General features: G+C 45.5%; 15 protein-coding genes. 1 reads left to right on the forward strand and 14 read right to left on the reverse strand.

Annotation, left to right across the window (positions count from 1 at the left end):
* Positions 1-13: 13 nt before the first annotated feature.
* The 12 genes from RBB45_RS12870 to RBB45_RS12925 form a co-directional block, all read right to left on the reverse strand.
* Positions 14-670: a GAP family protein gene (locus RBB45_RS12870; RefSeq protein WP_306009702.1), complete on the reverse strand. Its 657-nt coding sequence runs from the start codon at positions 668-670 to the stop codon at positions 14-16.
* Positions 671-705: 35 nt separating this feature from the next.
* Positions 706-1,443 (reverse strand): MerR family transcriptional regulator, encoded by a 738-nt coding sequence (locus tag RBB45_RS12875; RefSeq protein ID WP_306009703.1) that lies wholly within the window; start codon positions 1,441-1,443, stop codon positions 706-708.
* Positions 1,444-1,458: 15 nt separating this feature from the next.
* On the reverse strand, positions 1,459-1,611 hold the full coding sequence (locus RBB45_RS12880) for a hypothetical protein (protein ID WP_306009704.1): 153 nt from the start codon (positions 1,609-1,611) through the stop codon (positions 1,459-1,461).
* Positions 1,612-1,799: 188 nt separating this feature from the next.
* On the reverse strand, positions 1,800-2,132 hold the full coding sequence (locus tag RBB45_RS12885; RefSeq protein ID WP_094770008.1) for an antibiotic biosynthesis monooxygenase family protein: 333 nt from the start codon (positions 2,130-2,132) through the stop codon (positions 1,800-1,802).
* Between the two features lie 82 nt (positions 2,133-2,214).
* Positions 2,215-2,850, reverse strand: a complete 636-nt coding sequence (locus tag RBB45_RS12890) for an O-methyltransferase (protein WP_306009705.1) — start codon at positions 2,848-2,850, stop codon at positions 2,215-2,217.
* A gap of 220 nt (positions 2,851-3,070) precedes the next feature.
* Positions 3,071-4,099: a siderophore ABC transporter substrate-binding protein gene (locus tag RBB45_RS12895; protein ID WP_306009706.1), complete on the reverse strand. Its 1,029-nt coding sequence runs from the start codon at positions 4,097-4,099 to the stop codon at positions 3,071-3,073.
* Between the two features lie 196 nt (positions 4,100-4,295).
* Positions 4,296-5,063: an iron ABC transporter ATP-binding protein gene (locus RBB45_RS12900; RefSeq protein ID WP_224951167.1), complete on the reverse strand. Its 768-nt coding sequence runs from the start codon at positions 5,061-5,063 to the stop codon at positions 4,296-4,298.
* Positions 5,060-6,016: an iron chelate uptake ABC transporter family permease subunit gene (locus RBB45_RS12905; protein WP_224951165.1), complete on the reverse strand. Its 957-nt coding sequence runs from the start codon at positions 6,014-6,016 to the stop codon at positions 5,060-5,062. Before RBB45_RS12905 ends, RBB45_RS12900 begins: the two co-directional genes overlap by 4 nt.
* A complete protein-coding gene (locus tag RBB45_RS12910; RefSeq protein WP_306009707.1) occupies positions 6,003-6,959 on the reverse strand; it encodes an ABC transporter permease in 957 nt (318 codons plus the stop codon). Before RBB45_RS12910 ends, RBB45_RS12905 begins: the two co-directional genes overlap by 14 nt.
* A 269-nt stretch (positions 6,960-7,228) precedes the next feature.
* Entirely contained in the window at positions 7,229-7,990 is a 762-nt protein-coding gene (locus RBB45_RS12915) for a transposase (RefSeq protein ID WP_306009708.1), read from the reverse strand.
* Positions 7,991-8,156: 166 nt separating this feature from the next.
* Positions 8,157-8,888: a plasmid pRiA4b ORF-3 family protein gene (locus RBB45_RS12920; RefSeq protein WP_165352684.1), complete on the reverse strand. Its 732-nt coding sequence runs from the start codon at positions 8,886-8,888 to the stop codon at positions 8,157-8,159.
* A 215-nt stretch (positions 8,889-9,103) separates the two neighbouring features.
* Positions 9,104-9,358 (reverse strand): hypothetical protein, encoded by a 255-nt coding sequence (locus RBB45_RS12925; protein WP_306009709.1) that lies wholly within the window; start codon positions 9,356-9,358, stop codon positions 9,104-9,106.
* A gap of 780 nt (positions 9,359-10,138) precedes the next feature.
* On the opposite strand from RBB45_RS12925, the gene RBB45_RS12930 reads away from it, so the two are divergent.
* Positions 10,139-12,181 (forward strand): S9 family peptidase, encoded by a 2,043-nt coding sequence (locus RBB45_RS12930; protein ID WP_306009710.1) that lies wholly within the window; start codon positions 10,139-10,141, stop codon positions 12,179-12,181.
* Between the two features lie 137 nt (positions 12,182-12,318).
* Here RBB45_RS12930 and RBB45_RS12935 read toward each other — a convergent pair whose 3' ends face one another.
* A complete protein-coding gene (locus RBB45_RS12935) occupies positions 12,319-12,948 on the reverse strand; it encodes a type 1 glutamine amidotransferase family protein (protein WP_129613820.1) in 630 nt (209 codons plus the stop codon).
* Between the two features lie 74 nt (positions 12,949-13,022).
* Positions 13,023-13,985, reverse strand: a complete 963-nt coding sequence (locus RBB45_RS12940) for a helix-turn-helix transcriptional regulator (RefSeq protein ID WP_224951153.1) — start codon at positions 13,983-13,985, stop codon at positions 13,023-13,025.
* Positions 13,986-14,008: the final 23 nt, after the last annotated feature.

The raw sequence follows: 14,008 nt of genomic DNA on the forward strand, positions 1-14,008 counted from the left end.
GTTAATGCTAACATCATAAATAATCAATCGTATAAAACATCAATAACAGCCCCACGATACACATAACCCAAGAGAGGACAGAACCTGAACTTTTTGCAACTTTGACTCGAAGTTTAGCCAAGGCAGTGTTTACCCGCTTTCCAAACACCTTATATCCTAGAAAAATAAACATCGCCGGCAGAATCATAATCATATTATATGCTGCTAAAATGGGGAGCCAATAATAAATCGTTAGATCGCTTGCCGACAATAAGCCAATACCGGCAAAGTAAGGGAATGCGGTGCCTGCCTCAATTAAAAACGTCGTGAGGCCAATAAGGATCATGGAGATGAGACTTTTCGATTTAGGCTCCGGGATACTGTGGTCCTTTTTTTGAGGAATAAAAAAGCTGGCCGCAAATAAGCATATGCCTATGATAAAAACGGCTGTACTAAATAATCTATTTTGAAGAATACTGGTGAATGCTTCAGTCATATATTGTAGCCCTGCCATCAGGATGATGCCTAAAAAGAAATATAGCAGCACCACGGTTGCCAAATAGGTCATTAATCTTGATGTCAGGTGTTCGCTATCTTTTAAGATGAGAAATAGCGTAACACCTATGATGGCCGGGCTTAATGTATCCAGCAGCGCCAGGCCGCCCAGATAAATCAATAGATCTGTCCCCATTTTTCTCCCTCCACTTTGAAAAGTTGTCTTGAAAACTAAGATTTTTTGCCGAGATAATAGGTATATGCCTGTTCCATAAAGACAAGGACCTCTTGGTCGATGGGATAAAGACTGTATTTTTCGGACTCCTCAGGGGACATTCTAATATCCCATAGTTTATTTAAAAATTCTTCTTCGTCCTTAAAATCTTCCTCTTTCTTTTCAACCATTCTCTTAATAATATTGACGACGCGTGTATGTTCATAGCCAAGATGCATGTATTTTTTCAATTGCCCGACCAGAGCGATCCATTCCAAAGAATCCGGGTCAGTACTGGCCATATGCGGAAGTTTTTCCAGCACGTCTGTATCCTTCACCTGAAACTCCCCGCTCTTGTAAGTAAACACAGCTTTGGGATCCCTGGTATATAAACTCATGATTTTTTGTATCCTGAATTCCTCTCCCTCAATGGCAATTCCATTTATTAGCTCCCGTAGATTCAGCTCTATTCCCGAAAGGCGTTCTTTTTCGTCCAACACATATGAAAGCTGCTTCTGTAGGCTGATGGACCAATCCCAATCTTCGGACTCTAACATTTCTTTAATTTCACTCAATTGAAACCCAATGGTTTTTAAAAATTGGATCTGCTGCAGCTTTTTTAATTCGGCATGAGAATATAAACGGTGCCCTCCCTGAGTTTTTGAAGCGGGCTTCAGAAGCTCAATTTTGTCGTAGTATCTTAGTGTCCTGACAGATAATCCACTCATCCTCTTCACTTCATTAATATGGAACAATCTATGACCACTCCCTTATTTCTTATCCGAACTATCGAATAATAGAGTCTTAAACAAATAGCCTATTCCTAAGCCAATCAATACTCCTGGAAAAGCATGATCAAAAAGCAAGCCCACACCAGCTCCAGCAATCACACATGCATAAATAACAACGTCATCTTTCTTCAAATTAAACATTCCCCTTCCACACCCTAAAGTAGAAAATCTAATTATCAGTATATAAGATGACGTTAGGTCACTTTCAACTAATTTATATGTGAAGGTTGAGGTTCGTTGGCCGGGCCGCGGGCCAAGGGGACAGACCCCCTGGCCCACTTCAAAAAAAGAGCCAAGGGGTCTGTCCCCTTGGCTCAAATTCACTCAACCACCGTATAATTACCAATCTCCATATCTATGACATACTCAGGCTTCGGCGGCTTCCCGCCATTCTCTTTAATCTTGTTCTTATGCCCCGCAATATGCTCCGGACTCTTCTCCCATGCCTTCCATGCTTCTTCTGACTCCCAGCGGATGATCATTACCACCTCTTCTTCTCCGCGGCGGGCATTCTTCACCATCAGCTCACGTCCAATGAATCCTTCTCGCTGCTCGATCAGTGAAGGCTCCTCACCCGGCTTCTTCTGAAACCGATCAAGAATCTTATCAGCATTTCCTTCTGTCAATGTCCATTTGCGTATTTGTACAAACATTTAGATCCCTCCAATTAGTAAGCCATAGGGACAGACCCCTTGGCCCAGTTTCAAAAAGAGCCACGGTACCTGTCCCCTTGGCTCACTTTACCCTAGATACCGTCAGCCCGTCCCCAATCGGCACCAGTACAGATTCCAATCTCGGGTGGTCTGCAACAGCTTGGTTGAACTTTTTCATAAATTCGGTATGGCGTGTTGGTTCTCTATCCTCATCAGCCACCGTACCTTTTGCTAGTACATTGTCACAAACAATCAATGCTCCCTTTTCTGCCAGCAGGATGCAATGCTCCAGATAGTTTTCGTAATTCTCTTTATCTGCATCAATGAAGAAAAAATCGAATTTCTTATTATCTCCCACAAGCCGGTCCAGGCTCTCCAAAGCTGGTCCAGTCAAATACGACACCTGACCACCAAAACCTGCTTTTGCCAGATTCCTATGTGCCAATTCTGCATAGCTTTCCACCAGTTCAAGTGAAGTCAATCTTCCTTCGCTGCCGAATCCCCTGGCAAGGCAGATTCCGCTGTACCCTCCAAGCGCTCCTATTTCCAGTACATTCTTGGCAACTGAAATGGAGATAAGCATTGTCAGCAGCTTTCCGGTGGATGGTGAGACAGAGATAGACCGCATCCCATTTTCCACGATGGATGAAAGAACTTCCTCCAGCAGTGCATCCTCCTTATAGAACACCGAATCAATATAATCATTTATCTTCTTCATAAAATCACTCCCCTATGTGCCAGGGACAAATCCCGCGTCATATTCTCAAAAAGAGCAGCGAACCTGTCCCCCTGGCCCTGTCTCAAAAAGAGCCAAGGTAACCGACCCCCTGGCCCTGCCAGGGACAAATCCCGCGTCATAGTCTCATAAAGAGCAGCCAACCTGTCCCCCTGGCCCAGTCTCAAAAAAGAGCCAAGGGAACCGACCCCTTGGCTCACTTTTATTTCAACTCAGCCAATACTTCTTCGATCTTTGAAAGTTCGGACTGGAGTCCGCCGCCGCTCAGGTACCATAGCGGGCCGTCGAGGTATACGATTTTCTTGTTTTTGTAGGCTTCTGTTTTCTTGATGATGGCATTTTCCATATCGGCTTTGATGTTGGAGTCGCCGCCAACGGCTGCTGTGCGGTCGATTACGAATAATACCTGTGGATCAAATTCCAGTAGTGCTTCGAAACCGAAGTTTGATCCGTGGGATGAAGCTTCGATATCTTCTGTTACCGGCTTGAAGCCATATTGATCATAGATGTAGCCGTAACGGGAGTTTGTAGCAAAGCCGGACAATTTCCCTTCGTTATACATGGTCACTAAAGATGTTTCATAGTTTCCAGACAGCGTTTTGACTTCCTCTAAAGCTGTATCGATCTTCGCCATATATTCTTCTGCTTCAGTTTCTTTTCCAAACATTTTCGCTGCCAGGTCAACAGATGACTGGAATGTGCCCCAATAGTCTTCCTGTGAAGTTCCAACAAATACGACCGGTGCAATTTCGCTCAGCTCTTCATAGAATGGTGACTGGCGTCCTGAGATGAAAATGACGTCCGGGTCAAGCTCGGCAACATCTTCAAGTAGCGGCTCTTTTAAACTGCCCACACTTGTATATTCGTCAGAAGTATATTTTTCAAGCTGATCCGGCAAGGAAGAGTCTTTTGCAACCCCTGTGATTCCTTCAACGCCGAGTGCATCCAATGTATCCAGGAAACCGTAATCAAAGACAACGATGTTCTCCGGCATTTTTTCAAATGTTATATCTTCAAAGCTGTACGGTTCAGCGCCCTCTTCCCCTTCGACAGAAGCCACCGTCGGAGATACCGTCATCGGGTAAGCACCATTCTGCTCAGCTGCTGCCCCGGAAGTCTGCTCAGCTGCAGGCTTAACTTCTTTTTCTCCTGAGGCTTCCTCATCGGATCCACATGCTGCAAGCATGAGTGAAGCTGCTAGTAGTGCACTCGCGATTTTCCATTTTTTCATCTGTCGTTCTCCCCTTGCTATGTATTTGGTATTTGATGATGATAATCATTATCACTGATAACAATTCTCATTATAGAGCTGGTAAATCTCAAAGTCAACTAGATTTATAAATAATTTTGATTTTTTGTAAAAAAAAGACAATCACCGCAAGACAGCCTTCTAGTAGACTATTTTGCAGAGACTGCCCAGAAATTTTTCAAGCATGTGAATTAAAATAAACACAAATACGGCATCCATTCTGCTCCTGAATAGGAATGTCCATATCGTAAATTTCCCGCAAAGCGTCAGAGTTAATAATCTCATGGGTCTTCCCGTTTTTCACAAGCTTCCCATTCTTCAAAGCGACAATGCGGTCCGAATACACAGACGCAAAGTTAATATCATGGAGCACAATGACAACCGTTTTTCCAAGCTCATCGACCAGCCTGCGCAAAATTTTCATGATCTGGACAGAGTGCTTCATATCAAGGTTATTGAGCGGCTCATCAAGCAAAATATAATCCGTATCCTGCGCAATGACCATGGCAATGAACGCACGCTGCTTCTGCCCGCCTGACAGTTCATCCAGAAACTGATCCTGCATCTCCATCAGATTCATATACTCAAGCGCCTGCTCAACGAGTTTTTCATCCTCGGCTGTCAGGCGGCCTTTTGAATACGGATAGCGGCCAAACGAAACCAGCTCGCGCACGGTCAAGCGGACATTGATATAATTGGACTGCTTCAAAATGGATACGCGTTTGGCGAACCCATTGGACTTCCATTTTTTAATATTATTTTTATCCAGCAGGACTTCACCTGTATCTGAATCCAATAGACGGCTTACCATCGAAAGAAGCGTCGATTTCCCGGCCCCATTCGGTCCGATGAATGACGTAATCGTCCCCGGCTCGATTGTGACCGACACATCCTCCACAACAGGCTTTTTGCCAAAATGCTTTGTAAGACCCTTGATCTCTATCATCCTGCTGACCTACTTTCTTTTAATAATAAGTAAATGAAGTAAATACCGCCGACAAAATTGATAATCACACTTAATGTGGTGCGCAGTTCAAAGATATGTTCCACAAGGAACTGCCCGCCGACAAGGGCAATGATACTGATCAGGCTGGCACCCAAAATCAGCACTGAATGCTTATAGGTAACCAAAAATTGATAAGACAGATTGGCTACGATCAGGCCAAAGAAGGTAATCGGCCCCACTAATGCGGTCGAAGTGGCAATCAGCACGGACGACAGGATGAGGATATTCATCACCATGCGGTCATAATTGATGCCAAGATTCATCGCATTGTCGCGTCCGAGCGACATCACATCCAGCTGGCCCATGATGCGGAATCCGTAAATGAACGCCACAAGCAGTATGCCTGCCGCAATCATTAATAAATCAGATTTCACATTGGTAAAAGTCGCAAACAAGCGGCTCTGAAGGCTTAAATATTCAACTGGATCGATGATAACCTGCAGGAAAGTCACAAGGCTGCCGAGCAGCGTCCCGATGATCATCCCAATCAACAGAAGCAGATATATAGGATACTTATCAGCTCTGAATAAGAAGCGATAAAGCAGGAGCGCAAACAGGACCATCGCAAAAATCGCTGTGCCGAAATTCAAGTATTTATTCAGCACCCAGACAGACATCGATCCGCCGAAAAAGTAGATCAGGGTCTGCACCACTTCATACATGGAGCCAAGCCCCATCATCGAAGGCGTCAGGATGCGGTTATGGGTGATCGTCTGGAACACGACGGTCGAATAAGCAATCGCGGTTCCGGTTATCACCATGGCAGCTATTTTCATCATCCGCCTTGGGAAGGCGTAGTCGAAGCCGCCTTTAATATCGTAAAAAGCATAGAATAATATACTAATAATGGCCAGCACGGCAAGGAATATCAGCTTCGTACTATTTTTTCGCATATGCTCTCCCCCTAAACAGCATAATTAAGAAGATCGCACTGCCGATGACTGCCACTGTTACATTCACCGGAATCTCGTATGGATGGATCACAATCCGCCCGATGATATCGCAAATGAGCAGGAACACAATCCCCAATAAAGCGGTATGCGGGATGGATTTGCGCAAATTATCGCCCAGATAAAGCGAAACGATATTCGGCACAATCAGCCCAAGGAACGGAATGACACCGACTGTCAGCACGACAGTTGTGGAAATGATGGCAACCAGGATCAGCCCCAGGTTCAGCACAACCTTATAGCTCAAGCCCAGATTCTTCGCAAAATCCTCGCCCATGCCTGCCACCGTGAATTTATTTGCGTAAATATACGCCAGGATCACCGCTGGAACACTTATGTATAAAAGCTCATACCGGCCAGAAATCACTAACGTGAAGCTCCCCATCAGCCAGGAAGAAATATTCTGGAGAAGGTCTGCCTCATAAGCAAAAAACGTCGTGATCGAGGATAAAATATTACCATACATAATCCCGATCAGCGGCACAAAAATAACATCCTTGAATTTCACCCGGTCGAGAATCTGCATGAATACAAATGTCCCCGCCAAAGCAAACGCAAAGCTGAACAGCACCTGCTGCGTATACGTCACATTCGTAAAAAACAGCATCGAGATCAAAATCCCCAGCTTCGCTGCATCCAGCGTACCGGCCGTCGTCGGCGACACAAACTTATTCCGGCTCAAAGACTGCATAATCAAACCCGCAATACTCATCCCCGCCCCAGCCAAAACAATCGCCATCAAACGCGGCACCCGGCTGATCAGGAAAATCTGCGCCTCATCCGACTCCCAATCAAGCAAATCACCTATCCCAATATCAATCGCCCCAATAAAAAGCGACACACCAGACAACACAAAAGCTGCAATTGTCATAACCCATAGTTTCATAGCTAATCCTCTTAATTCTCTGTCTCTATAAACAGTCATTTCAGTTGATAATGATTATCATCCTTAGTTAGTTTTTATTATATGACAAGGATTGGGAAAAATCAAAGGGGAATTTGGCGGAGGTCTGGTCCTCTGGCTCGTTTTGGTGGGCCAGGGGGTCAGGACCTCTGGCTCGTTTTGGGCCAGGGGGTTGAGCAAAGGGGGTGGGCCAAGGGGTCAGGTCCCTTGGCCCACTTTCCCAAATGAGCCACGGGACCTGTCCCTGCGGCTCAGCCTAATCTCTGAATAATGCTTCTCGATACCCCCGTAACTCTCGATATTTGCCGGTCCGAGACTCCTTCTAGTTTTCTTAATTCTCTTAAGATCTTATTTCGCTGCGGTTTATTCATTTGCTGCAGCATACTGGTATGATGAATTCCAATTTCACGTATATAGCTGATCAGTTGTTCATCTGTTTTGCGTGAACGCGGGTTATCCTCCAGGCATTCATCCTGGTTTAGTGTATTCATATATTCTTTGAATAAGGTTATGGATTCGTCTTTGTTTTGGGAGAATAATTTAAGGGCAGCCGCGGTGTTTAATGCGCTTGATGGAGATGTATATTCATTGATACTGGTCCATTTACTGGAGAATGCAGTCCTGGCCAGACCAGCTTTCAGAGGGTTTTGGTGTATATAGCGGATTACTTTGAGGAAATAAGGTGTGGTTTCAACATTTTCACTTCGGAACCGGCCTTGAAACAGATGGCCGCTGCGATCATATTTAGTGTTATACCAATAAACATAGCTTGAGCTGAGGTTTTTGATTATATCTGATAAAGTTATTTCTTTTTCTTTCAGCAGCAGGTGAACGTGGTTATCCATAAGGCAGTAAGCAAAAAGATCGAAATCATATTTCTTCTTATACTTCAATACCGTATAAATAAATCGCCTCCTGTCTTCATCATCTTCAAAAATCGTCTGCTTATTGATCCCCCTTAACATGACGTGATATATTCCGGTCATACTCTTCTTCCTTGCCTGTCTAGGCATTTGGCACCTCCATTCTTTAGCCGCAGGGACCAGCCATTCAGCCATGCAGTCCCTGGCTTTCATAATACCTATTCGACCAGGAGATGAAAACTCCTGCATTTTTGAGCCAGGGGGTCAGGTCCACTGGCCCATTCTTAAAAAGAGCCAAGGGGTCTGTCCCCCTGGCTCACTTCCGATACTTATCCTCAATAACTTCATATCTTTCGTGGTTAATCTTATCCCACTCAGTTTTCTTATAATGAAGCCCTTTTAGTCTACTATTAAGGGAATCAGGATCATATTCCCGAAAATACATCGTTTCTGCCCAAACTTTCATGTCCTCATGTTCAGGATGCTTCTCATCCTGATAAGCTTCTAGAAATTCATAGAATCCATGCATCCCGCCCACATCTTCAGGGGGTGCCGTTTCTGCTCCATCAAGCAGGGTTGGAAAACCAAAGTAGTAGTCATCGACAGTCTGCTCAAGCTTCACGTTGAAACGCCAGCCGTCACCAAAATCATAGGAATATTTGATTTCCTTATATTTTTCCAGATAATCATCGATTTTTAAACCGCTAGGCTTGCGCACTTCAATCTTCAATCTTTCCTGATAATTCTTCTCAAAATCTAACATTTCCACCGGCATTGATTTAAGCCGCTCTGCATACATGGCCTTGTTTTTCTTAAAATGCTGATGCTCAAGATAAGCTTCTTCATTATCTGTAACAATCCTCTGGTCCTCAATCAGGTCAAACTCAAAAAGATGATAACCGTCATAAGGATAACCACTTCGAAAATTGGTCACATTCTGGATGACATCATGGAGCCTCTTATACGTCGCTCCCGCTGGCATGACGACTCTTCTCCATATTAATGGGTTTGACCCTTCTAATTCTATTCTTAGAATATATGATTTCAAGTTATATTCGCCTCCATACTATTGGGTGGTGAGCCAGGGGGACAGGTCCCGTGGCTCATTCTGAAATTATGAGTAGCCGAAACAAACAGTGTTTTCTTTATTATACCCAATAAAGCGGAGCCATAGGGACAGGTCAAGTGGTTCAGTCTTAAAAAGAGCCAAGGGGTCTGTCCCCTCGGCCCAAAAATAAAAGCCCCCCAACCTGCAGGGACTTCTTAATATACAAGAAACGGCTTCATTTCGTCTTCTGTTAAATCTTTTGGCTCTACTCCATGTTCTTTACAGTATTTATCTAACGCTCTTATTTTCACTTTTGGGGATTCGGGGGATGCCGGGAATACAAATACACCATCTGGGAAAGCATTATCAAACTTGTCGATATCTCTGCGCATAATATCACTCCTGGCAATAGTATGCACATCTGGCGTTCTTTTAATCTTTCTCAATTTGAATTTGAGTCCTGCCACCATAATACACCTCCCGGAAAATATTGCTTGACCAGCCTACTAGCTGCAATGTCATCAAACATAATGTATTGCCCAAACGTCTGTCTGGCTCCCATACTCATATAAAATGGATATTTGCTGCTCTTGGATGTAAGTCCTACATACCCATCATACCCTTTATCTATGCTGTACCAACAGGCAAATGCTATGAGAATTCTTGCCCACATTAATATTTGAGCGCTCTTTGTTTAGTACACCCTTTATAAACTTTTTGTATTGCGGAGCAGATTCAATTATATCTACATCTACACAAAGAAAGTCTTCATCAGGATTTTCTTTTAAAGCAATAAGACCTTCTACAAAGTCGGGATTTTTGTTGGTAACTAACCCGAATACCCTAAAACCATGCGATATTGGGTGGAGCCAATTAAATTCCCAGCCATAATCAGAAAGGTACCGGTTACTCTTTATTTCTTCTTTCCCACTTCTCGAAAATAAAAAACAACTGGCTTGTTTGTAGCTGCATCTAATAGCATAGCTAAATCCACTTTCTTTTAATTGTCCTTCTATTTTAAAATAAAATATTATAATTAACTGTGCCTTATTGGAAAATTATTCAAATGTATTCTTATGCTAACAAGAAAGCAGAAGAAAGTAATAGTGTTTTGTTCCTTGCTTTTGTAGCCCAGCCTCAAAAAAGAGCCAAGGTACCCGCCCCCTCGGCCCAAAACCGCCCTCCGCTCAAAAAGAGGATTTCCTCCCCAATACCTCGAAACTATTACCAACAACGAAAGGAGAATCCCAATGAAACCACCTATTGCAAAACGAATCCCCCACCCGCACAACCTGCATGGGGATGTGCGAGAAGATGATTATTATTGGCTGAGGGACCGCAACAATCCGGAGGTCATTACTTATCTCGAGGAAGAAAATCGATATTACGACGAGATCATGAGTCCGTTGGAGGAACAGACTGAACAGCTTTACCAAAGCATGGTTGACCGTGTTCCTGATTCAGAAGTGAAGGTGCCTGTGCAGCATGGACCGTACTTCTACTATTCTTTTTTGGACAAGGACAAGCAGTATCCGATTTATGCACGCAAGAAGGCAGCAAACCGCGAGCAGCTGCCGGAAGCGGCAGAGGAAGTCATACTGGACCTGAACAATTTAGCCGCTGAGGGTGATTATTTAAGTGTAACACTGCAGCGTATAAGCACAGATCATAACCGACTGGCTTATTTGGAGAACCGTGATGGCACTGACCGGTATACCATTTATGTAAAAGATCTGGAGACAGGTGAGCTTCTTCCGGACAAAGTACCGAATGTATTTATACATGGCAGCATGGAGCTGAGTGAGTGCGGAGAGTATATTTTCTACATAACGGTTGATGAAAGTCAGCGGCCATACCAGCTTTGGAGGCATCGCCTTGGAAGTGAAAACAGCAGTGATGAACTGTTATATGAAGAAAAAGACATAACATTCTCTTTGTATGTGTCAAAATCGCAGAGCGGGAAATATATTTTTGCACATTCCAGGTCAAAAACGACGAGCGAGATCCGCCTGTTGGATGCAGCTTCTCCGTTGACTCCTTTACAGCTAGTAGATGAGCGCCGGGAAGGGATAGAGTATAGTGTCGAGCATTGGGAGGATGACCTGCTCATACTGACAAATGAGGATGCGTTGAACTTCCAGCTGCTCCGCTGCCCGGCTGATGACCTTTCTGCACGGATGAAGGTTGTCGGGCATAGCGAGGATCGTTATCTTCAAGCTATGTACCCATATCAGGATACGCTGCTTCTTTTTGGCCGGGAGAACGGACTGACGCAAATTTGGGTACTGCACGATGGTGAGATGGCTCGAATAGAATGGGATGAGCCCCTCTTTACCGTATCCGTTTTGCCCGGTCAAAGCTACGAAACAGCAGAGGCACTTCTCCAATTTGAGTCCTTGGTTACGCCAAAAACAACTTACGGGCTGAATCTTCTTACGGGCGAGAGGAATTGTTTGCAAGTTGCGCCTGTCAGCGGTGAATATGATCCGTCCCTCTTCCAGCAGGAACAGCTGTGGGCGTCTGCCGAGGATGGAGTCCAAGTCCCTCTAAACGTCGTCTATCAGGAAGGTGCGCTGGATAATGGACCTGCACCGTTGATTCTGTATGCATATGGATCTTATGGAGCAAACAGCGATCCTCGTTTTGATCCGTATCGTCTGCCGCTGCTGGAAAAAGGGGTCATCTATGTCACGGCACAAGTGCGCGGCGGATCCGAGATGGGACGGAATTGGTATGAAGACGGAAAGATGCAGAACAAGCGGAACACCTTCACCGACTTCATTGCTGCGGGGAAATTTCTTATTGAAAAGGGCTACACATCCTCAAGCCAAATGGCAGCCTATGGCGGCAGTGCGGGCGGCTTGCTCGTCGGCGCAGTGGCCAATATGGCCGGTGATCTGTTCCAGGTGGCCGTGCCGGCAGTTCCATTCGTCGACGTCGTCACAACCATGCTTGATGCAACCATTCCCCTCACCACCCTGGAGTGGGATGAATGGGGCAATCCTGAAAATAAAGAAGACTATTTCTATATGAAATCTTACAGCCCTTATGACAATGTTGAAGCCAAGAACTACCCGCACATGTATATCACAACCGGTTTGAACGACCCTCGGGTTGCCTACTGGGAACCCGCCAAATGGGCGGCACGCCTAAGAACTTTGAAAACGGATGAAAATACTCTCGTGCTTAAAACCAACATGGGGGCCGGCCACTTCGGCGCTTCAGGACGTTTCAACCATCTCAAGGAAACCGCGGCTTGTTATGCGTTTATTTTGGATAAGATTAGGCCATAGGGACAGGTCCCTTGGCTCAAAATCTAAAAGAGCCAGGGGGTCTGTCCCCTTGGCTCTAAATTGCGGGCCAAGGGGACAGACCCCTCGGCCCACACCTGCAAAGGGGCCAGCCTCAGCCGGCCTGAAACCCCATTCCTTCATTGTAGAGTATTCATCAGCTCATAGAAGTACCCCGGCTCATGCGTCTTATTAAGCTTGAACCATGCCTGCAATGTTTCCGGCCTGCAAACATCGAGCTCCTTCAAGACCTCTGCAGCAAATTCCAAGGGAGCTATGCCTGAAGCGGTAACCAGACTCCCGTCTGCCACTGCGGGCTCGAATTGATACAGCTGTTCCCCGGCATAAAGCGGGCAGACGGCTTTCAAATAGCCTGGATCATTGCTTGTGTGCCTCCTTGTGTCCAGCAGCCCCTTATTTGCCAGGCCCATGGTTGCGCCGCAGATGGCGGCAACAATAGTTCCCCTCTGCAGCCCGTTAGAGGCTTCTTCCAGGATGGACTCGTGAATGGGCTCAAGCCAGGTATCCCCGCCCGGAAGAATCAGGATATCTTGGCTCCCCAAACTGAACTCTTCCATAGATAAATCAGGCTGTATGGCCACCCCTCCCATTGTTTTTACAGGTTTTTTGTCCGCACCTACGGTCATCACCTCTATTGGCGCCACCCCTTTCCTGAAATACCTGCCCGAATTCAGTTCGGCAATCAAATACCCCGCTTCCCAGTCTGACATCGTATTAAAAACATAAAGATAAGCTTTTCTTTTGTGCATCATCAGATCTCCTCTACCAGTCATTAGAGGCCCATTATAAAAAAACTTCACTGACAGCCCGCGCCAGTAAAGTTTCATTTTTGATAGTGATCAGCCAATTCATATAAAACCTGCAGCATTTTCTTCTTCATACTGGCCGGTTCCAGAATTTGAACCGACTTCCCATAAGGCAGGAGCAGATGCGCCACATAGGTATGCAAGGCTTCTTTTTCCAAAAGAAACACAGCCCTTTCTGAAGTGCGCTCTGCCAGATGATGACCTAAAAACCAATGCCGGCATAAGTCATCCAGTGCGCCGGTTCTGCCGCTGACAACAAAAGGCACAAATTCCTGCGTTTGTTCTTTCTCCGGAAGCAGGTTCTTCATAAAAAAACCGCTGGCTGAAAAACCTGCTGGACGGTTAAAGCTGGTTCCGGTTTCAGCCATACCGGCAATCCTATCGACCCTGAAACTGCGGATTTCGTTCCTCAGATGGCAGAATGCCGCCACATACCAGCGGCCGTTCCAATAAATGATTCCATAAGGGTCAATCTTCCTCCGCTTAGGCTGATCTTCACGAACCGTATAATAATCAATTTCCATAGAAACCTGGTTGAAGACCCCATGCTCAAGCTCCCTCAAAATGGCACCCTCAGGCAGACCAGCGGCAGAACCGATCACATCAAGCCCCTCCACACGCCGCCGGACCATGCTTTCCTGCTCAGGCGTTGAGAACATGGACAGCTTTGATGCTGCTTTATCCAATAGCTCCCCTGAAAAATACCCAGCCTCTTTCGCCAAAGCAGCTGCCTGAAGCAAGGCAGTTTGTTCCTCCGCACTAAACAGGAGAGGACTTTCAACGAATTGGTGTAAAAGCGTATATCCGCCATGATGGCCGGCCTCCGCGATAATCGGGACACCGCTGGCACAAAGAGCATCAATATACCGGTAAACCGTTCTAATATTAACCTCCAGCTTTTCAGCCATTTGCTTCGCAGTAGCCTTCCTCCCCGAACTCAGCATCCAGAGAATCTGCATCATCTGATCCATTTTAGCCATCTAATCCACCCTCGTAATTTATA

Origin of the sequence: Bacillus sp. MMSF_3328 (genome assembly GCF_030733525.1) — a bacterium.
Lineage (GTDB): Bacteria > Bacillota > Bacilli > Bacillales > Cytobacillaceae > Bacillus_AB > Bacillus_AB infantis.

Excerpts from the sequence above, each read along its gene's own strand:
- RBB45_RS12895 (WP_306009706.1), bottom strand. The coding sequence starts at position 4,099 with ATGAAAAAATGGAAAATCGCGAGTGCACTACTAGCAGCTTCACTCATG.
- RBB45_RS12930 (WP_306009710.1), top strand. The coding sequence starts at position 10,139 with ATGAAACCACCTATTGCAAAACGAATCCCCCACCCGCACAACCTGCAT.
- RBB45_RS12935 (WP_129613820.1), bottom strand. The coding sequence starts at position 12,948 with ATGCACAAAAGAAAAGCTTATCTTTATGTTTTTAATACGATGTCAGAC.
- RBB45_RS12905 (WP_224951165.1), bottom strand. The coding sequence starts at position 6,016 with ATGCGAAAAAATAGTACGAAGCTGATATTCCTTGCCGTGCTGGCCATT.
- RBB45_RS12915 (WP_306009708.1), bottom strand. The coding sequence starts at position 7,990 with ATGCCTAGACAGGCAAGGAAGAAGAGTATGACCGGAATATATCACGTC.
- RBB45_RS12900 (WP_224951167.1), bottom strand. The coding sequence starts at position 5,063 with ATGATAGAGATCAAGGGTCTTACAAAGCATTTTGGCAAAAAGCCTGTT.
- RBB45_RS12885 (WP_094770008.1), bottom strand. The coding sequence starts at position 2,132 with ATGTTTGTACAAATACGCAAATGGACATTGACAGAAGGAAATGCTGAT.
- RBB45_RS12910 (WP_306009707.1), bottom strand. The coding sequence starts at position 6,959 with ATGAAACTATGGGTTATGACAATTGCAGCTTTTGTGTTGTCTGGTGTG.
- RBB45_RS12925 (WP_306009709.1), bottom strand. The coding sequence starts at position 9,358 with ATGGTGGCAGGACTCAAATTCAAATTGAGAAAGATTAAAAGAACGCCA.
- RBB45_RS12940 (WP_224951153.1), bottom strand. The coding sequence starts at position 13,985 with ATGGCTAAAATGGATCAGATGATGCAGATTCTCTGGATGCTGAGTTCG.
- RBB45_RS12870 (WP_306009702.1), bottom strand. The coding sequence starts at position 670 with ATGGGGACAGATCTATTGATTTATCTGGGCGGCCTGGCGCTGCTGGAT.
- RBB45_RS12890 (WP_306009705.1), bottom strand. The coding sequence starts at position 2,850 with ATGAAGAAGATAAATGATTATATTGATTCGGTGTTCTATAAGGAGGAT.